We start from the raw sequence: 19,164 nt of genomic DNA, 5'->3' as shown, positions 1-19,164 counted from the left end.
GCTGCGGCTGGGCTGCGGCTGGGCTGCGGCTGGGCTGCGGCTAGGGCTGCAGCTGGTCCGGGGCGACCACGGGGATCCGCGCACGCAGCTCGGCGGGACGCAGCCGCACCGTGGCGAGCGAGGTCGGGGCCTGGCCCGGCAGCGACACCACGCCCGAGATGGGGGTCTCACGCGGCTCCACCTGCACGCTCACCGCCGCCGACGGCAGGCGCAGCGTGGCGGCGGTGTCGGTGCGGACGTCGACGGACTTGTCCGCGAGCTCGGCACCGTCGGCGCCGTAGGAGCGGACGCGGACCACGCCGGCGCGGGTCGCGCCGGCCAGCTGCAGCGTCTTGGCGCCGCGCGGCACGACCGTGGTGGTGGGCTCGCGCAGCTGCGGCACCGGCGCCAGCAGCGCCAGGTCGCTGCCGACGGTGAGCCGCAGCGAGGCGACGGTGGCCGTGGTGGAGGTCAGCCGCAGGCCCACCGCGCCCTCGGCAGCGTCGTCGCGCAGCAGCTCGTCGAGGCGGACCTGCACCGCCGAGCGCGGCGGCACGGTGATCTCCGGGGCCCCGACCGGGGCGAACGTCGCCTCGGCGGTGACCAGGCGCGGCGTCACGCGGGCCTCGTCGGCGCCGGGGTTGGCGACGACCAGCATCGCGCTGCCGGGCCGCTGCGGCAGGCCCAGGATCAGGCTGTCGGTGCTCGGCGCCGCGACGGCGGGCAGGAAGTCGGTGCTCACCACACCGCCGCCCAGCGGGTCGCGGGTGGTGGGCGCGCTCGTGACGACCCGGCCGCGGACCGAGGTCACGTGCGCCGCGGTGAGCGCGGTGCGCGGGGCGATGCGGGACAGGTCGAGGCGGCGCACGCTGTGGCCCGGCACCTGCACCCCGCGCAGCCCCGGCTCCTCGAGGATCCCGTCGGGCCCGTGCAGCACCACGTCGACGACCGCGTCGCCGGGATCGGGATTCACCAGCTCCAGGGTGCTCGCGTAGCGGGCCGACGCGCCGAGCCCGACGAACCACTCGTCGTACGACGGCGCACGGCACTCGGGCACCGCGGCGGCCCGCTCGGTGCGCCCCGCCACCAGCCCCGGCGCGGCCTCGCCGTCGGCCGACAGCGCCACCGCCCCGGAGGCATCCGGCACGGCGACGCTGCCGCGCGCCGGCACGTCGAGGTCGCCGGCGGACTCCAGCCGGGCCCGGGCCTGCGCCGGCCCGGCGGGGTCGGCGAGACGCACCTGCACGGTGCCGCCGGGAACCTCCGGCGCCCGGGCCGCACGCACCCCGGCCCCGCGGGTGGCCACGGGGCTCGGGCAGACGAGGGAGAGGGAGGTGAGCGCGGCGTCGGTGGGCGGGCTGCCCGCGGGCGCGGTGCGCTCCTCCTCCCCGATCACGACCAGGGCGATCGCGGTCACCGCGGGCAGCACGACGCCGAGCGCGACGAGCAGATCGACGCGGCGCCCTCGGCGCAGCGCGGCGCGGCGGCCGGTGGCGGCGGAGTCGGCCTGGGGGTCGGTGGCGCGTCGTGAGCGGCGCCCCGGCGGGGTCGGCGTCTCAGTCATCGCGGCTCCTTCGCAGCGGCGGGAGGGACAGCACGACCAGGACGCACACGGCGCCGGCCTGCACGAGCAGCAGCAGCCAGCGGCCCCAGCCCCACCAGCCGGGCTCGGAGTCGAACGCGTCCGGGGCGGGCGCCACCTCCCAGGCGCGGGTGCCGCGCGGCGCGCTGGCCTGCTCCAACCCCGAGGTGGCGTCGAGCCGGGTGGCCACGGAGCCGTCGACGGGCGCCGGCTGCACGACGTAGCGGATGCCGAGCTCGCGCAGCGTCTCCACCGCGTCCACGTCGGGCGAGGTGACCAGCGCCGCGATGGCCTCGGTGGCGGCCTCGTCCTCGGGCGTCAGCGCGGCGACCTCGTCCTCGCCGACGCGGAGCCCGTCGCCGCGGTAGACGGTGTAGCGCAGGCCGTCGGCGACGCTCCCGCGCAGCACGAGCACGCCGTTCTCGGGTGCGTCGGCGGCCCGTTGCTCCATGTAGACGGGCACGTCGGAGCCCTGCTCCTGCTCCAGGTCGTCGCCGCCCCAGCCGGCGAACCAGACCAGACCGACGAGCGGGGCGAGCAGCGCGACGACACCGCCGAGCAGCAGCAGCGCCTGCATCGGCCGGGGTCGGCCGGCCAGGTCGCGCAGGGACAGCGCACCCAGCAGCGCGGCGCTCAGCCAGGCGCCGTGCAGCACCAGCAGCACCGCACCCAGGCCCGGCTGCTGCTCGGTGCCGCCGGGGAGCTCGACGCTGACCAGCGCCAACGGCACCGCGACCAGGGCGGTCACGGCGGCGACCAGCCAGCACAGGACGACCGGCACCCGGGTCGCCGGCGGCACCAGCGCCCCCAGGGCGAGCAGCGGCAGCACCAGGCCGACCCAGGCGGGGGCGCCGAGGTCGCCGAAGCGGCCCGCGAGCAGGTCCCAGCCGGTGGTGGCGGCGGTGGGCCAACGGCCGACGTCCAGCAGCGTGGCCGCGGCGCCACCCTCCAGCACCGACGGCAGCCACCACGGGGCGAGCACGACCAGCGGCACGGCCAGCGCGGCCAGCGGCGGCAGCCACAGCGAGCGATCCCGCAGCAGGCCGGGCACCACGCGCGCGGCGGCGCCGACGAGCACGACACTCAGCACGAGGCACAGCAGCCATGCCGGCGGCACGAAGGCGACCAGCAGGCTCAGCGCGAGACCGGTGCGCCACGCTGCGCGCCAGCGACGCTCGGCGGCGGGGTCGACGAAGCCGAGCGCGGCGTGGGCGAGCCAGGGCAGCACGGCCGCACCGACCACCACTCCCCAGCGCCCGCCGCCCCAGGCACCGGAGGTCAGTGGCACCAGCGCCCACGCGACCGAGCCCCACAGCAGCAGCCACCGGGGGGCGCCGTACGGCGTGGCGAGCCGGCCGACGACACGCAGGAAGCGCCAGGCCCCCCACAGCGCCAGCGGCGCGGAGAGCGCCATCAGCGCCGACATCAACAAGGTGGGGCCGAGGACGCTGCCGCCCAGCGCCAGCGGCAGCACGTACGGCGGTGCGGGGACCTGGCTGCCGAAGCCGAGCGGGTGCCAGGCCTGCAGGTGCAGCCGCCACCAGTCGCCGGCGGAGTCCGGCGCCGGGCTGAGCGCGCCACCGCTGACCCCGCCGAGGACGTCGCGCACGCCGACCAGCAGGGCGATCACGGTGAGCGCGGTGGCGAGCGCGACGGGGCTGGTGAAGAACCGCACCGCGAGGCTGTTGTCCGCGAACTCGTCCTCCTCGTCGCGGTGCCGGGCCACCGGCGGCGCCTCGCCCCGCTCGATGGCGGCGGCACGTCGCCGCTCGGCCACGTCGGCGGCCTGGTGGGTGGCGGCGGCGAGGAGGTCGCCGAGCACGTCGAGCCCGTGCCGGTAGGGCAGCCACCAGGGCGCCAGCAGGCGGCGGGTCCGGGCCCGGTCCGGGCCGGCGTCCCCGCGTTGGGCGGCGATCGCGGCGGAACGGGAGCGGCGGGCCGCGCGGATCCGGCCCGGGTGGCGCAGCACGGAGACCAGCGCGGCGGCCTCGTCGAGGGCCTCGCCGACGGCGCGGGCGCACAGCAGGCCGAGCATCCGCAGCACGGTGCCCAGCACGAGCCGGACGACCTTGAGCCCCAGGGTGGGGCCGCGGCCGTTGGCGAGCAGGGTGAACAGGGCGGCGCGACGCTCGGCGAAGTGGGTGTGCCGACCGGTCAGCGGCGTGCGCCGCAGCCCGCGGTGGGCGGCCTCGGCGTGGAAGACCACTGCGGCGGGCACCGCCAACGTGGTGCGGCCGGCGGCGGCGGCGCGCCAGCCGAGGTCGAGGTCGTTGCCGAAGACCGGCAACGCGGGGTCGAGGCCGCCGAGCGCGACGAGCGCGCTGCGGCGCACCAGCATCCCGGCGGTGTTGACCGCGAGCACCTCGCGGACCTGGCTGTGCTGGCCCTGGTCGTACTCGCCGCGCTCCAGACCGGTCTCGCGGCGCCCGGTGCCGCTGATGGTGACGCCGACCTCCAGCAGCCGGCGCAGCGAGGGCCACTCGCGCAGCTTGGGGCCGAGGATGTCGGCGTCGGGATGGCGCGCGGCCGCGTCGAGCAGGGCGGCCAGGGCGCCGGGGGCGGGCCGGGAGTCGTCGTGCAGCAGCCAGATCCACTCCGGCTCGCGGCCGGCAGACTCCAGGGTCGCCAGGGCGTCGGCGACGGCGTCGGGGTAGCTGGTGTCGCGGGGCAGGGCACGTGCCAGCAGCGGCACGCGGGGCTCGAGGGCGGTGCGGACGAGGGCGGCAGAGTCGTCGCGGCTGCCGGTGTCGACGGCGACGACGACGTCGGCGGGACGGGTCTGCTCGAGCAGGCCGTCGAGGACGCCCGGCAGCCACGACGAGCCGTCGTGGCTCACCAGGACTACGGCGACCCCGTCATGTTTCGGCACGACGTCAGACCCTACGACCGACGGCCCGAGGGGGCGAACCGCCGGCGGCGCAGGGCCAGTGGGTCAGCGGCTCAGACGGCGCGCTTCTTCAGCTTGCGGCGCTCCCGCTCCGACAGTCCGCCCCAGATGCCGAACCGCTCGTCGTTGCCCAACGCCGCCTCGAGGCACTCGACCCGCACCTCGCAGGTCTGGCAGACCTTCTTCGCCTCCCGGGTGGAGCCACCCTTCTCCGGGAAGAACGCCTCAGGGTCGGTCTGCGCGCACAGCGCGCGCTCCTGCCACCCGAGCTCTTCCGACTCCGCTTCGACCAGAAACAGTTCCCTCATCGACTTCGCCCCTCACAGCTCGACCCCGTGCCCGAACGACACACTTGGAATTACATACGTGTCATACCCAAAGAGTCAAGGTCGGCTCTGCTATACAGACCCGGCTCGGCACCGCAAGGGCCGACAGGGCAGAGTGGTGCCGTGGAGACGACACAGCCCACGCCCGCCGCCACCGGGGGCCCGCTCCGCCGACTCACCGTGCTGTCCGGCGGCATGGGCGGCGCGAAGTTCATCCAGGGACTGCTGCACGGCATCGCCACCGGCTCGCTGCCGGGCGTGGCCCCCGACGCGCAGGTCACGGTGATCGCCAACACCGCCGACGACTGGTGGATCCACGGCCTCAAGGTCTGCCCGGACCTCGACACCGTGATGTACACCCTCGGCGACGGCATCGACCCCGAGCGGGGCTGGGGCCGGCGCGCGGAGACCTGGAGCGTCAAGGAGGAGCTGGCGTCGTACGGCGTCGAGCCCACCTGGTTCGGCCTGGGCGACCGCGACGTCGCCACCCACTTGGTCCGCACCCAGATGCTGGACGCCGGCTACCCGCTCTCCGCGGTCACGAAGGCGCTGTGTCGGCGCTGGCTCACCCCGGTGCACGGCGACACCGTGACGCTGCTGCCGATGAGTGACGACCGGGTGGAGACCCACGTCGCCATCCCCGCACCCGAGACCCCGAGCGGTCGCCGCGTCGTGCACTTCCAGGAGTACTGGGTGCGCCTGCGCGCCGAGCTGCCTGCCGAGGCCGTCGTGGTCGTGGGCCTGGACAGCTCCACTCCCGCCCCCGGTGTGCTGGAGGCCATCGCCGAGGCCGACGTGGTGCTGGTGCCGCCGTCGAACCCGGTGGTCTCGGTCGGCACGATCCTCGGCGTGCCCGGCGTGCGCGACGCCGTCCGCGCGACCACCGCGCCGGTCGTCGGCCTCTCCCCCATCGTCGGCACCTCGCACGTGCGGGGCATGGCCGAGCAGATGCTGACCGCGATCGGCGTGGAGGTCAGCGCGGCCGGGGTGGGCCTCAACTACGGCGCCCGGTCCGGCGGCGGCGTCCTCGACGGCTGGCTGGTCGACGAGCGCGACCGCGACCAGGTGGACCGCCTCACCGCGGCCGGCCTGCGCGCCGCGGCCGTGCCGCTGATGATGACCGACCACGACGCCACCGCCGCGATGGCGGCCGCCGCGCTCGCGCTGGTCGTGGACCCCGCGTGAGCCGCTCCGAGGAGCTGCGGGTGCTGGCACCCGGCGGCCTCGGCGAGGTCCGCGCCGGCGACGACCTGGCCGCGCTGCTGCTGGCGGTGCTCCATCCCGACCACCACCCCGACGACGGGGATGTCGCCGACGCGGCGGCGGGCCTGCGCGACGGCGACATCGTGGTCGTCACCTCCAAGGTGGTCAGCAAGGCCGAGGGCCGCGTGGTCGCTGGTGAGCGGGAGCGGTGGATCGACGCCGAGACCCAGCGCGTCGTCGCCACCCGCGGCGCTACCCGGATCGTGCGCAACCGGCTCGGCCTGACCATGGCCGCCGCGGGCGTGGACGCCTCCAACGTGGCCGCGGGCTCCCTGGTGCTGCTGCCCGAGGACCCCGACGCCTCCGCCCGCGCCCTGCGCACCGCGATCGCCGAGCGCACCGGTCTCAACGTCGGGGTGATCGTCACCGACACCGCCGGCCGGGCCTGGCGCGAGGGCCAGACCGACATCGCGATCGGCGCCGCCGGGATCCTCGTCCTGGAGTCCTTCGCCGGCGTCCTCGACGCGCACGGCAACGAGCTCGCCGTGACCGCCCCGGCGGTCGCCGACCAGATCGCCTCCGCGGTCGAGCTGGCCCAGGGCAAGCTCGGTGGCCGGCCCTGCGGCGTCCTGCGCGGGCGCGCCGACCTCGTGCTGCCGCCCGGCGAGCACGGCACCGGCGCGGCCGCGCTGGTGCGTGCCGAGGGTGGCGACCTGTTCGGGTACGGCGCCCGCGAGGCGATCGTGCGCGCCGTGGCCGGCGCTGCCGCCGACCAGGCCCCCTTCGGCGCGCCGGTCACCGCCGAGGAGCTCCTCGACGCACTGCGCCGCGCCGGGCTCGAGGGCCACGTCGTCGGCCCCGACGAGGTCCGCTCCCCCGCGGCCCGCGCAGACCTCGCCGCGGTGGTGGCGTTCGCGCACGGCTGGTCGCCGGTCGAGGCACCCCTGGGGGCACCGGCGGGGACACCGCTGGGGACACCGCTGGGGACACCGGCGCGCGACGTTGCTGGCGCCGATCTCCGGCTACGGCCCGGCAGTCCGTAGACTCCCCCCGTTCTGTCGTACTCACCAGACGAGGTCCCCGAGCCGTGGTCAAGTCCACCAAGTCCGAGAAGTCGGACCGCCGACAGGTCATCGATGACATCCGGCGCAAGCAGCGGAGCGCTGACAAGCGCCAGGGCATGGCCATCGTGGGGGTCTGCGTGGTGGTCGCGCTGTTGATCATCGGCGCCGCGGCGTACAACCCGGTGAAGACGGCGATCCAGAAGGCCCGCTACTCCGGCACCCCGCTCGCCGAGATCGGCGCCAGCGCCGAGGTCTGCGGCGAGATCACCGAGAAGTCCGCCACCGGCAGCGGCGAGCACGTCCCCACCGGCACCCAGGTCGAGTACGACGACGCGCCGGTCGCCTTCGGCGCGCACTGGAACGAGGCCGGGGTCGCCCCGGCGCCGATCACCGACCGGTTCTACACCAAGGACTCGCGCCCCGAGCTCGAGTCGCTGGTGCACAACCTGGAGCACGGCTACTCCATCCTGTGGTACGACGAGACCATCGCCGACGACTCCAGCCAGATCGCCGCGATCAAGGCCATCGCCGCCTCCCTCGATGCCAGCGACACCAACCAGCGCCTGAAGTTCAAGGCCGTGCCGTGGACCAAGGCCGACGGCAAGGCCTTCCCCAAGGGCCAGCACATCGCCTTCACCCACTGGCGCCTCGAGCCGGGCACCGAGGAGCAGTACGGCGCGTGGCAGTACTGCTCCGAGACGAGCGGCGAGGCGCTGGAGTCGTTCATGAAGAAGTACCCGTTCACCGACTCCCCCGAGCCCTACGTCCCCTGATCACGGCGTGAGCGCCCGACCGATCGCTCGCACCTTCGAAGCCCCGCCCGCGGAACCCCGCGTGGCGGGGCTTCGTGCGTGACGGGCGAGCGACGTAGGACGTCGGCGGCCCGGAGCCGAGCGCGGCACTCGCGCCCTCGCTCAGGTGAGGTCGGCGCGGCCGATCTCCTTGAGCGTGGCGACGATCGCCTTGACGTCCTGGGCGCGGCTGCGGGTGGTGACGAGCAGCGCGTCGGGGGTGTCGACCACCACGACGTCGTCGAGGCCGACGACGGCGACGACGCGGCCGGAGCCGGGCACCACCAGGCCGCTGGCGCCGGTGGCCAGGACCTGACCGGGGTCGCCGAGGACCTGGCAGCCCTCGGCGTCGCCGAGCAGCCCGGCCAGGGAGTCGAAGTCGCCCACGTCGTCCCAGGTGAAGCTGCCCGGCACCGTGGCCACCCGGCCCTGCGCGGCGGCCGGCTCGGCGATCGCGTGGTCGATCGCGATCTTCGGCAGCGTCGGCCAGAGCTCGCCGAGCCGCTCGGGCTCGGCGGCGATGGCGCGCAGGGTGGCGGCGAAGGCGGGGTCCTGCTCGGCGAGCAGGTCGAGCAGGACGGAGGGGCGGACGACGAACATGCCGGCGTTCCACCGGTAGCGCCCGGTCTCCAGGTACTGCTGGGCGACCGGCACGGACGGCTTCTCGACGAACTCGACCACCCGGCACACGCCGGGGTGGTCGTCGAGCTCCTCGCCCTGGTGGATGTAGCCGAACGCCGAGGACGGGAAGGTCGGCTCGATCCCGATGGTGACCAGCCAGCCGTCGGCCGCAGCGGCCGCAGCAGCGGCCACCGCCGAGGCGAACTCCTCGGCGCCGGTGATGACGTGGTCGGCGGCGAACGAGCCCATCACCTCGGCGCCGCGGCGCTCCAGCACGGCGGCGGCGAGCCCGATCGCGGCCATGGAGTCGCGCGCCGAGGGCTCGGCGAGCACAGCCTCGGGGCCCAGAGCGTCCAGCTGGCGTCGTACGGCGTCCTGGTGGGCCTCGCCGGTGACCACCAGCAGTCGGTCGCCGGCGATCGGGGCCAGCCGGTCGCGGGTCTGCTCCAGCAGGGAGCGCCCGGAGCCGGTGAGGTCGTGCAGGAACTTCGGCGAGCCGGCGCGCGAGAGCGGCCACAGGCGGGTGCCGGCGCCGCCGGCGGGAACGACGGCCCAGAAGCCGGGGATCTCGTCAGCGACCATGCGCGGCACCCTATCCTCGTGCCGATGAGCACCTTGAGCGAGACCACCTTCCCGTCCGTGCTCGACCGCAGGCTGCGCAGCGACCCGGGCCGGCCCCTGGTCACCTTCTACGACCACGCCACCGGCGAGCGGGTCGAGCTCTCCGCCACGACCTGGGCGAACTGGGTGGCCAAGGCCGCCTCGCTGCTCGTCGACGAGCTCGGGCTCGAGCGCGGTGACCGGGTGGGCCTGGACCTGCCCACGCACTGGCTGGGCACGGTCTTCCTGGGTGCGGCGTGGAGCGCAGGCCTGGTGGCGGTGCCGCTGGTGGCCCCCGAGGAAGCCGCCGATCCAGGCGCCGGTACCGCAGCGGCCGACGGGTTGGCGGCGGTGGTCTGCGGCCCTGCCACGTTGCCGGCCTGGGCCGAGCGCACCGGCGACCTCGAGGTGCTCGCCTGCGCCCTGCTCCCGCTCGGCGTCCGCTTCGCCGAGCCGGTCCCGGACGGCGTGCACGACGTCGGTGCGGTGATCTGGTCGCAGCCGGACGCGTTCGTGGCCCTCGACCCGCCGACCGGCGACGACGTGGCGCTGGAGCTGGCCGGGCGCACGGTGAGCCAGGCCGAGCTGTGTCGGGAGGCGGCCGCCGGAACCCTGGTGGGCGGCGGCCGCCTCCTGTCGGTCGCGAACCCCTTGCTGGAGCCCGCGACCCTGAGCGAGCCGCTCACCCAGGGCGGCTCGCTCGTCCTGGTCGCCCGGGCCGAGCAGGGCCGGCTCGAGGCGACGTACGTCGCCGAGCATGCCACTGCCCGCTTCCCCGCCTGAACGACCAGGACAGCTGGTGCTCCGGGCACCCTCGCGGGTGCCCGGAGGCCGGTCTCAGCCGGCAATGTCGTAGGTGTTGCGGATCCCGAGGCGGTGCCGCTTCTTCCACGTCTCGCCGTTGCCGATCAGCAGGAACAGCTCGCCGTTGGACTTCTTGCGTCCGACGAAGTCCGAGCGGGCGTCACCGTCGACCCGGCCCACCCCGATCAGCCAGTCGTAGCCCCGGGTGCTCTTCTCCACCACGCGCTGGCTGCTCCAGCCACCCGGGCCGTTGCCGGTGTAGAGCACCGTCTTGGTGCCGCGGCGGACCAGGGCGTCCGGCGCACCGTCGGCGTTGACGAAGCCGGCGGCGACCACGTCGGTGCCGGTGACCTTGCCGTAGGCGGCATAGCTGGTCGGCAGGTTGTCGCGGGAGGTGCCCAGGCCCACCGCGCCGCGGCCGGGGTAGATCCGCATGGAGCCGCCCTTGGGCTGCGCCATCAGGTCCGGGTAGCCGTCGCCGGAGACGTCGCCGGGCGCCGAGATCAAGGTGGCGGTCTTCAGCTTGTCGCTGAGCACCTGGTGCCCGTGGAACGTGCCGTTGCCCTTGCCGCGCAGCAGCAGCAGCACGCCGTTCTTCTTGCGGGCGATCAGGTCGTCAGAGCCGTCGCGATCCCAGTCACCGGCCCGCATGATCGAGACGACGTTCTTGCTCAGCGTGCGGCCGCTGTCCACCTTGCGGGCCACCTTCCACACGCCGGCGGCCGACTGCTTGATGACCAGCGTGATCAGGCGGTTGTCCCGGTCGCGCCGCACGATGACGTTGGTGGCGCCGGACTTCACGAAGCGGCCCGTGGCCTCACGGCCCAGGTCGACCCGCTGCGCGGCGGCGGCCAGCTGCCGGATCCGCGGGATCTTGGCGTAGAGGTGCTTGCCCGGGCAGGCGGTCTTGCCGGCGTCGCGGTGACCGCTGATGGCGGGGAACGTCTTGGAGCCGATCCGCTGCGCGGTGCTGGCGGCGGAGACGCCATGCAGCGACAGCTTCCAGGCGAGCAGCGAGCCGTAGGCGTTGATCAGCTTGCTGGTCGGCTTGGCGGTCTCGAAGTTGCCGATCGCCGACGCGGCGAACGCGTAGTTGTTGTAGCCCTGGGTGTGGGCACCCACCACGGCACGGTCGACGCCGCCCGCGCGGCCCTCCCAGATGCGGCCGAAGCGGTCGATGAGGAAGTTGTAGCCGATGTCGCTCCAGCCACGGGTCTTGGTGTGGTAGGCGTAGATGCCGCGGATGATCGAGGGCACCTGGGCGGCGGTGTAGTCGTTGGCGTTCACGGTGTGGTGCACGAAGCCGCCGTGCACCTCGTAGTAGGCCAGGGACCTCGCGTCCCGCAGCTTCTCGTTGGCCCCCCACTGGGCGCGGGAGTAGATCATCGGCTTCGGGGTGGGCGTGCTGGCCTGCAGGTCCAGCGAGTCGGTGCCGGGGGCCGGGTCGGGCTGCTCGACGGGCTCGTCGTCCTCGCCGGGCGCCGGGGTGGCGGGGCTCGTCGGCGAGGCCGGGGTCGCGCTGCGGGCGGTGTCGATGGCCGGCATCTGCTTGGTGGTCGCCGTGGCCTCACCGGGGGCGACGACCGCGATCTTGAGGTCGGCCGGGGCGGACTCCTCGGTCGCGACCTTGACCTGGACCGCGTCGACGTCGCCGACCAGCAGGGCGTCGGTGCCCGGGCGGGCCTTCTTGCCCTCCTCGGTGGAGGCGTCAGGTCCGTGCTCGTCGTGGTACTCGGCCTCGGTCCACTCCGACCACTCGTCGCCGGTCCGGGTGCGCACCTCCACCGCGATCTTGTCGTCGCCGACCCGGTCCTCGGGCGACCACGTGACGCCGACGGTGCCGTAGCCGTCGACGGGCAGCTCCTCGCTGGTGATCGCCTCGCCGTTCTCAGCGTGCGGCTCGACCTCGGCGGCCACCGTCGCGGGCTCCGTGGCGTCCGTGGCCTCGGTGGCCTCGGTGGCCTCAGCGGCCTCCGTCAGCGCGTACTCCTCGACCGCGGGCTCGACGGTGCCGGTCGGCACCTCGGAGGGGAACGCCGCGGCCTGCAGGCCCACGGCGTTCGCGTCGATGTCGAGCGGCTGCGCGGGGCGCACGTCCATGGTGACCGTGCGCGCCGCGGGGGTGAGCACGGCGACGACGACGGCGAGGGCAAGCAGCTGCTGGCACAGGGTGACGAAGCGGAACCGGCGGGTGCGCTCGGGGACGTCGTTCGCGTACGGCATGAAGAACTCCAGACATGTGCGTGGACCGGGGAAGTTGTCACACGAGAAGCAACTTTCACACGAGTCACACCAGCCTGGGAAGACGTCGTGAGTAACTACAACGATGTAATTTCCACTCGCCACGCCGACAACATGAAGATTGTCACGATTTCTGTCCGGTCCCGGCCCGACACGCAGAAAGGGGCGGCCGGGCCCGATGGCCCGACCGCCCCTTGCGAGGCGATGCGTTCAGACGTCGTTGCCGATCTCCTCGTCGGCCACTTCGTCCTCGTCGTTCGCGGCGCCGTACTCCAGGAAGCGGATGCCGTCCGCGGTGGCTCCGTCGAAAGCCAGCTTTCCCTGCTCGAGCACGATGACGCGGTCGCACATCTTCTTGACCGACGCCGCGGAGTGACTGACGTAGAACAGCGTCCGACCGGAGTCCCGGATCTCCCGCATCCGGGCCATGCACTTGACCTTGAACGGCTTGTCACCGACCGCGAGGACCTCGTCGGCGAGGAAGATGTCGGAGTCCACGTGCACGGCGATCGCGAAGCCGAGCCGCGCCTTCTGGCCCGACGAGTAGTGGCCGACCGGACCGTCCAGGGTCCGGCCGAGCTCGGCGAACTCGACGATGTCGTCGAACTTGCGGGCGATCTCCCGCTCGGTCATGCCGAGGATGGCGGCGTTGAGGTAGAGGTTCTCCCGGCCGGTCAGCTGGGGGTGGAAGCCGGCACCGGTGGCGATCAGACCGGCGATGCGGCCACGGGTGAGCACGGAACCCTCGTCGGGGCGCATCACTCCGTTGATCATCTTCAGCAGGGTCGACTTGCCGGACCCGTTGAGGCCCATCAGGCCGATCGACTCCCCCTGCTCGACGGTGAAGCTGACGTCGTCGATCGCCTTGAAGGTGTCGCCCGTCTGCTGCCCGCGGAGCTTGGCGACGGTGACTTCCTTGAACGTGCGGTGGTAGCGCAAGGTGAAGTACTTGGAGACGTTCTCCGCCACGATCGAGTGCACCATCACAGACGCTCCGGGATCTTGTTCTCGAGCCGGCTGAAGATCAGCTGGGACACGCCCAGCACGACCACGCTGCCGAGCAGCGCGAGGAAGCCGATCCCGATCAGGTTGTCGGGCAGGACGATCCGCTCCTGCTCCGCGGGGGTGGCGGTCCCGTACCAGAACGCCCGCTGCAGCAGCAGCACCGCGTCGGCGATCGGGTTCAGCAGGTAGTACGGCGCGAACGAGCCGAACCGGTCCTGGACCATCGCGTACGGGTACATCATCGGCACGCCGAACCGGACGAAGTTCGTGAGCACGTTGACGGCATTGCCGAAGTCGCGGAAGAACACGTTCGCCGCGCTGAACATGAGCGCGCCGGCGGTGCCTAGCACACCGCTGATGGCGAGCGCGAGCACTCCGGCGAGCACGCCGGTGGCGTCCGGCGTCCAGCCGGACGCGATGACGGCGACGAGGAGGATCACCAGCTGGGGCACGACGTGGTAGAGCGAGACCAGCATGGTCGCCACGGGGAACATCTCGCGTGGCATCGCCATCTTCACCACGAGCGCTCGGTTCCGCACGATGGAGCGGGTCCCGGCGCCGAAGGTCTCGGTGAAGAAGTGGACGATGATCAGGGCGCAGAACAGGTGGATCGCGAAGTTGGGCACGTCGGTGTGCAGCTGGAACAGGAACCCGATCACGAACCAGTAGATGACGAACTGGGTCAACGGGTTGATGTAGGACCAGATCAGCCCGAGGAACGAGCCCTGGTACCGGGCGCTGATCTCGCGGGTCACCAACAGCTTGAGCAGGTAGCGGCGCTTGAAGACCGCGAGCAGGCCGTTGTCCGCCGTGGGCGGCCGGAGCGGCGGGAGGTCCTTCTCCGGGTCCTCCTGCACCACCGACGCGCTCATCGTTCGTCCTCGCCGGTCCACGGGGCGAAGGTCTGCTCCCAGGTCTGCGGCGAGGTGATCTCACCCAGCGCGGCGCGGTACTGCGCGGCGATGTCGTCCCAGTCACGGCGGAAGCGTCGGTGCAGCTCGAGGCTGCGGCGGACCAGGGCCTTGTAGCGCTCCCGGTCGCGCACGTAGAGCGCGGCGGAGGTGCCGTCGTTCATCGACACCACCGCGGAGTCGAAGTTGGCGATGCGGTACCACTTCGCGTCCATCGCCCGGATCTCGACCTCGGGGAACTCACCCGCCAGCGAGCGCGGCTTGCGCAGCTGCCGGATCGGGGCGAGGCCCGCGGTGACGAGCTTGGACAGCCGCCCGGGGACGTCGGCCATGTCCTTGCCCTTGCGGGGCGGCTTCTCGCGGCGAACCGGCGGGAAGTCGTCGGGGTCGGCGTGCAGCTGGGCGTCGGTGAACTGCTTGCGCAGCGCGTTGATCTCCCCCAGCCGGTCCGGAAGCATCCCGTGCAGGCCGTGCGGCCCGGCGAGGACGTCCTCGAGCGCTTGGAGGCGCAGCTCGACGGTGGAGTACTGCATGGAGACCAGGTGGGCCAGGTCGAAGGCGACGCTCTCGCCCAGCAGTCCCCCGCCCTTGGGGTAGCTGGAGTGCAGCAGCGCGGCCACGAAGCGGTTGCGCTGGTGGAAGTAGGCCTGCCAGTCGACCGCGTCGTTCTTGTCGGTCCACGGCACGTGCCACACCGCGGCGCCCGGGAAGGTGACCGTCGGGAAGCCGGCGGCCTTGGCGCGCAGGCCGTACTCGGAGTCGTCCCACTTGATGAACAGCGGCAGCGAGAGCCCGATCTCCTCGAGCACGCGGCGCGGGATCAGGCACATGAACCAGCCGTTGAAGTCGACGTCGGCGCGCTTGTGCAGCCACCGCGCCGAGCGCAGGTTCCTCGCGCCGAAGTCCCAGTCGTTGTAGGAGTCCTTGGGCGACATCCACCAGAACCGGTACGGCTGGACGATCTCACCGAAGCTGTGCAGCCGGCTCTTGGCGAAGAGGCTGAACATGTGGCCGCCGACGATCGTGGGGCGGCGGGCGAGATCGGCGAAGGTGACCGCGCGGATGATGCCCTCGGGCTCGCAGACGACGTCGTCGTCCATCATCATCGCGTAGGTCGCGGTGCCCTTGCGGACCGACTCCAGCTGCCCGCGGGCGTAGCCGCCGGAGCCGCCGAGGTTGCCCTGCTCGATCACGCGCAGCTTGTCGCCGAGGCCGTCGCGGGCGGCGGGGAAGGCCGGGCTGTCGGCGACCTTCTGGGTGCCCTGCTCCATCACGAAGACGGAGTCCAGGTAGTCGAGCAGCTCGGGGGTGCCCAGCTGCGCGAGCAGGTCGGCGCAGAAGTCGGGGCGGTTCATCGTGGTGATCGCCAGGTCGACGGTGCCGTGCTCGGCGCGGTCGGCGGGGACCAGGGCGGACCATTCCGCAGAGGTGACGGTGACGTCACCCTGGCCGGCCAGGACGTCGTACCAGTACCAGCCGCCGTCGATGAACGGGCCGAGCGGCAGCTCGAAGGTCAGCGTGGTGTCGCCGTCGCTCTCGGTGACCGCACTGTCGACCTTCTGCTGGCGGCCGTTGGCCATCGACTTGTTGACGATCACGGTGGCGCCGGCACCGCGGACGGTGACCTGCAGGGTGACCGCGGTGACCACGGTCCAGCGCCGCCAGTAGCTGGCCGGGAAGGCGTTGAAGTAGGTGCCGAACGAGATCTTGTCGCCGCGCGGGATCTGCAGCGCGGTCCGGGACAGCACCTGGTCGGGGCGCACCCCGCGACCCGAGGAGGTCTTCTGCCGGATGGAGGCGGCGTTCAGCTCCTTGGCGCCCCGGTTGCCGCCGACGACGTACTTGTCCTCGTCGAGGACCGCGTCGTCGGGGTCGAGGTAGAGCGGGAGCACGTCGACGTCGCTGTCCAGCGGCAGGATCTGGCGCTGCAGCACCCGGCGCACCGTGGCGGCCCCGGCATCCGTGCTCGCAGTGGTCGTGCTGGTCACGGTGCTCATGCGTCCACCCCACCACTCTTGAGCTCGGCGCCGTCGACGAAGTGCGGCTTGAGCTTGTTGTCGAACATCGACAGCGCGGAGGCGATCGCCATGTGCATGTCGAGGTACTTGTAGGTGCCCAGCCGGCCACCGAAGAGCACCATCGGCTCCTGCTCGGCCAGGTCGCGGTAGCGCAGCAGCTTGGCCCGGTCCTCGGCGGTGTTGATCGGGTAGTACGGCTCGTCGTCCTCGGTCGCGAACCGGCTGTACTCGTGCACGATCACCGTCTTGCCGGGCAGGTAGGTGCGCTCGGGGTGGAAGTGCTTGAACTCGTGGATCCGGGTGAACGGCACGTCGGCGTCGTTGTAGTTCATCACCGCGCAGCCCTGGAAGTCGTCGACGTCCTTGACCTCGGCGGTCAGGTCGACGGTGCGCCACGACAGCCGGCCCTCGGAGTTGTCGAAGTACTCGTCGACCGGACCGGTGTAGACCACCGGCACCCGACCCTTGAACTGCTCGGCGACGCCGTCGGCGAGGAAGTCGGTCTCGAGCACGACCTCGATGTTCGGGTGGTCCGCCATCCGCTCCAGCCACGCGGTGTAGCCGTCGACGGGCAGGCCCTCGTACTTGTCGTTGAAGTAGCGGTTGTCGAACGTGTAGCGCACCGGCAGCCGGGTGATGATGTCCGCGCTCAGCTCGGTGGGGTCGGTCTGCCACTGCTTGGCGGTGTAGCCCTTGACGAACGCCTCGTAGAGCGGGCGGCCGATCAGGCTGATCGCCTTCTCCTCGAGGTTCGTGGCGTCCTCGGTACGGATCTCGCTGGCCTGCTCGGCGATCAGCGCCCGCGCCTCGTCGGGGGTGAAGTACCGGCCGAAGAACTGGCTGATCAGGCCGAGGTTCATCGGGAACGAGTACACCTGGTCGGCGTACTTGGCGAACACCCGGTGCTGGTAGCCGGTGAACGACGTGAACCGGTTCACGTACTCCCACACCCGCTCGTTGGAGGTGTGGAACAGGTGCGCGCCGTACTTGTGCACCTCGATGCCGGTCTCCGGCTCACGCTCGCTGTAGGCGTTGCCGCCGAGGTGGGACCGCCGCTCGATGACGAGGACCTTGAGGTCCAGCTCGGTGGCGCAACGCTCCGCCACGGTCAGGCCGAAGAAGCCCGACCCGACGATGACGATGTCGGGGTTCGACGAGGTGAGTGACACGGCAGGTGAGTCTACGGACACCGGCGCGCCATCCCCATTCGGGCGCGCTGTGGCGCCGGCCGCCCCGGCAGCACGGAGAGCGTGCGGGCGCCTCGGTTCAACGGGCCGGAGGGGTCCGCATCCGCCGGGCGTCACGCAGCGCCCGGACCACGTTGCGCGCCTCCGCCCGACCGCCCCGCAGCGGGCTGAGCAGCACCACGACGGCGGCGAGGAGCCACGGCTTGGCGCGCACGAGCGCATTCTCACCGTAGCGGAAGTGCACGACGAAGAGGTTGCGGTACATGTAGTACCCCTTCCACCCGGCGAGGTCGTGCTGCTGGTCGAACTCCAGCTGGCGGACCAGGACGGCGTCGCGGACGGCCACGATGGGGAACCCGGCCCGGCGGGCGCGGATCGCGTAGTCGACGTCGTCGTAGAAGATGAAGAACGACGCGTCGGGCAGCCCGATCGTCTCCACGACCTCGCGGCGCACCAGGAAGCCCTCGAACGCGACGTTCTCCACCGGAACCGTCGCAGGCATCGCCGCCCGGGAGGGGTAGGTGGAGTCGACGCTGGCGGTCTTGGGCCGGATCGCGAGCGGGTTGCGCAGGTCGAAGCGGACCGCGGCCTTCTCCACCAGCGCCCCGCTGCGGTCCTCGCGGACCGCGGCGAGGCAGGAGCCGTCGACCTCGAGCAGCCGGGTCAGGCAGTCCGGGGCGGGCACGACGTCGTCGTCCATCAGCCACATCGCGTCATGGCCGCGCTCGAAGGCGGTGCGCAGGCCGAGCCGGAAGCCGCCGGCGCCGCCGAGGTTCTCGGTGCTGCGGATCGTGACCAGGCCCGGCAGGGTGCTCGCGGCGAGGACCTCGCGGGTGTGGTCGGTGCTCGCGTTGTCCACCACGTAGACGGCGTCCGGTGCCCGGTCGAGGCCGGCGAGGCCCTCGAGCATCCGCTCCAGGAGGTCGGCCCGGTTGTAGGTCACCACGACGACGGCGACCGACTCGGTGCGGGTGTGGGTGCGGCTCACCGCAGGTACCGCCGGTGGCCGGTGAAGTCGCCGCGCAGCCCCGCCGCCGCGGCGCGGGCGCTGAGCAGCACCCGCCGCGGCTGGGGCCGGGTGAACAGGTAGAACCACACGGTCTTGAGCCAGAACGCCAGCACGTGGCCCCAGCCGCGGTAGGCCCGCAGGTTGAGGGTGTTGTTGCGCGCCATGCAGTAGTGCTTGAGGTCGCTGGGCGTGTGGTTGTACGTCGTCCGGCCGCCCATCATCGGCGTGCCGAGGTCGTCGGTCGCGGGATGGGCGAAGCGGGCGGCGACGACGGTGGCGATCCGGGCACCGGCGCGCTCGGCGCGCCACAGGTACTCCACGTCGTCGCCCCAGATGAAGAACTCCTCGCGCGGCAGGCCGATCCTCTCGACGAGCTCGCGGGTCACCAGCACGCCGTTGAACGGGATCACCACGTCGTCGATGAGGCCGTCGCGGGCGGCGAGCTCGACCTCGGCCATGCCGTGCACGACGCTGGTGGTCCCGGGCAGCCGGATCGGGAAGCAGAGCCGGCTCGGGTCCTGCTCGGCGAGCACCGCGGGACCGCAGAAGTCGAGGGAGTCACGCTGCTGCCGCTCCAGCAGCACCGCCAGGCAGTCGGGCTCCGGCAGCCCGTCGTCGTCCATCAACCAGACCAGGTCCGCGCCCTCGCGCACCGCCCACGCCAGGCCGTGGTGGAAGCCGCCCGCGCCACCGGTGTTGCTCGGCAGCGTCTCGTGCGCGACGACGTCGGCGCCGAGGCCGGCCAGCCACTCCCCCGTGCCGTCGGTGGAGGCGTTGTCGACCACCAGGATCCGGTCGAGGTCCGGGGTCTCGCGCAGCCGCGCGACGAGCCGTTGCAGCATGGCGAGCCGGTTGAACGTCACCACCACCGCTGTCACCCGCACGGCCTAGACCCTACTGACCACCTCCGGGCACAGCAGCGCCCGGCTCGACGCT

At 72.8% G+C, this 19,164-nt stretch carries 15 protein-coding genes; 4 read left to right on the top strand and 11 right to left on the bottom strand.

What is annotated here, in order from left to right; genetic code table 11:
* Positions 1–40: 40 nt before the first annotated feature.
* From KG111_RS04160 to KG111_RS04150, 3 genes are all read right to left on the bottom strand, one after another.
* Positions 41–1,543 carry a DUF5719 family protein gene (locus KG111_RS04160; RefSeq protein ID WP_205290625.1) on the bottom strand — a complete coding sequence of 501 codons (1,503 nt, stop codon included), beginning with the start codon at positions 1,541–1,543 and terminating at the stop codon, positions 41–43.
* Complete coding sequence (locus tag KG111_RS04155; protein ID WP_205290626.1) at positions 1,536–4,430, bottom strand: glycosyltransferase family 2 protein; 2,895 nt, start codon at positions 4,428–4,430, stop codon at positions 1,536–1,538. Before KG111_RS04155 ends, KG111_RS04160 begins: the two co-directional genes overlap by 8 nt.
* Before the next feature lie 71 nt (positions 4,431–4,501).
* The gene (locus KG111_RS04150; RefSeq protein WP_205290627.1) at positions 4,502–4,756 is read right to left on the bottom strand and encodes a WhiB family transcriptional regulator; all 255 of its coding nucleotides are present in this window, start codon (positions 4,754–4,756) and stop codon (positions 4,502–4,504) included.
* A gap of 141 nt (positions 4,757–4,897) precedes the next feature.
* On the opposite strand from KG111_RS04150, the gene cofD reads away from it, so the two are divergent.
* From cofD to KG111_RS04135, 3 genes are read left to right on the top strand one after another with little or no spacing between them, the layout of a single operon-like run.
* Positions 4,898–5,959 (top strand): 2-phospho-L-lactate transferase, encoded by a 1,062-nt coding sequence (gene cofD, locus KG111_RS04145; RefSeq protein ID WP_249666292.1) that lies wholly within the window; start codon positions 4,898–4,900, stop codon positions 5,957–5,959.
* Positions 5,956–7,020 (top strand): coenzyme F420-0:L-glutamate ligase, encoded by a 1,065-nt coding sequence (locus KG111_RS04140; protein WP_249666291.1) that lies wholly within the window; start codon positions 5,956–5,958, stop codon positions 7,018–7,020. Before cofD ends, KG111_RS04140 begins: the two co-directional genes overlap by 4 nt.
* 44 nt (positions 7,021–7,064) lie before the next feature.
* Complete coding sequence (locus tag KG111_RS04135) at positions 7,065–7,814, top strand: DUF3105 domain-containing protein (protein ID WP_249666290.1); 750 nt, start codon at positions 7,065–7,067, stop codon at positions 7,812–7,814.
* Between the two features lie 141 nt (positions 7,815–7,955).
* Here KG111_RS04135 and KG111_RS04130 read toward each other — a convergent pair whose 3' ends face one another.
* A complete protein-coding gene (locus KG111_RS04130; RefSeq protein WP_205290628.1) occupies positions 7,956–9,035 on the bottom strand; it encodes a mannose-1-phosphate guanylyltransferase in 1,080 nt (359 codons plus the stop codon).
* 24 nt (positions 9,036–9,059) lie between these two features.
* Between KG111_RS04130 and KG111_RS04125 the strand changes: the two genes are divergently transcribed.
* Positions 9,060–9,836 carry a TIGR03089 family protein gene (locus KG111_RS04125; RefSeq protein WP_205290629.1) on the top strand — a complete coding sequence of 259 codons (777 nt, stop codon included), beginning with the start codon at positions 9,060–9,062 and terminating at the stop codon, positions 9,834–9,836.
* A gap of 54 nt (positions 9,837–9,890) precedes the next feature.
* Here KG111_RS04125 and KG111_RS04120 read toward each other — a convergent pair whose 3' ends face one another.
* The 7 genes from KG111_RS04120 to KG111_RS04090 all read right to left on the bottom strand — a co-directional run bounded on the left by KG111_RS04120 (position 9,891) and on the right by KG111_RS04090 (position 19,112).
* On the bottom strand, positions 9,891–12,080 hold the full coding sequence (locus KG111_RS04120) for an N-acetylmuramoyl-L-alanine amidase (RefSeq protein ID WP_205290630.1): 2,190 nt from the start codon (positions 12,078–12,080) through the stop codon (positions 9,891–9,893).
* A 228-nt stretch (positions 12,081–12,308) separates the two neighbouring features.
* Positions 12,309–13,082, bottom strand: coding sequence for an ABC transporter ATP-binding protein (locus KG111_RS04115; RefSeq protein WP_205290631.1), 774 nt, complete (start codon positions 13,080–13,082; stop codon positions 12,309–12,311).
* Positions 13,082–13,975: an ABC transporter permease gene (locus KG111_RS04110; RefSeq protein WP_205290632.1), complete on the bottom strand. Its 894-nt coding sequence runs from the start codon at positions 13,973–13,975 to the stop codon at positions 13,082–13,084. Before KG111_RS04110 ends, KG111_RS04115 begins: the two co-directional genes overlap by 1 nt.
* Complete coding sequence (locus KG111_RS04105; RefSeq protein WP_205290633.1) at positions 13,972–16,011, bottom strand: glycosyltransferase; 2,040 nt, start codon at positions 16,009–16,011, stop codon at positions 13,972–13,974. Before KG111_RS04105 ends, KG111_RS04110 begins: the two co-directional genes overlap by 4 nt.
* Positions 16,008–17,201, bottom strand: a complete 1,194-nt coding sequence (gene glf, locus KG111_RS04100) for a UDP-galactopyranose mutase (protein WP_205290634.1) — start codon at positions 17,199–17,201, stop codon at positions 16,008–16,010. The genes KG111_RS04105 and glf overlap by 4 nt, the downstream gene beginning before the upstream one ends.
* 97 nt (positions 17,202–17,298) lie before the next feature.
* On the bottom strand, positions 17,299–18,207 hold the full coding sequence (locus tag KG111_RS04095; RefSeq protein ID WP_205290635.1) for a glycosyltransferase family 2 protein: 909 nt from the start codon (positions 18,205–18,207) through the stop codon (positions 17,299–17,301).
* Positions 18,204–19,112 carry a glycosyltransferase family 2 protein gene (locus KG111_RS04090; protein ID WP_249666289.1) on the bottom strand — a complete coding sequence of 303 codons (909 nt, stop codon included), beginning with the start codon at positions 19,110–19,112 and terminating at the stop codon, positions 18,204–18,206. Before KG111_RS04090 ends, KG111_RS04095 begins: the two co-directional genes overlap by 4 nt.
* Positions 19,113–19,164 lie beyond the last annotated feature (52 nt).

This window comes from Nocardioides faecalis (assembly GCF_018388425.1).
GTDB classification, from domain to species: Bacteria; Actinomycetota; Actinomycetes; order Propionibacteriales; family Nocardioidaceae; genus Nocardioides; species Nocardioides faecalis.
This window is presented reverse-complemented; position numbering and strand designations above follow the sequence as displayed.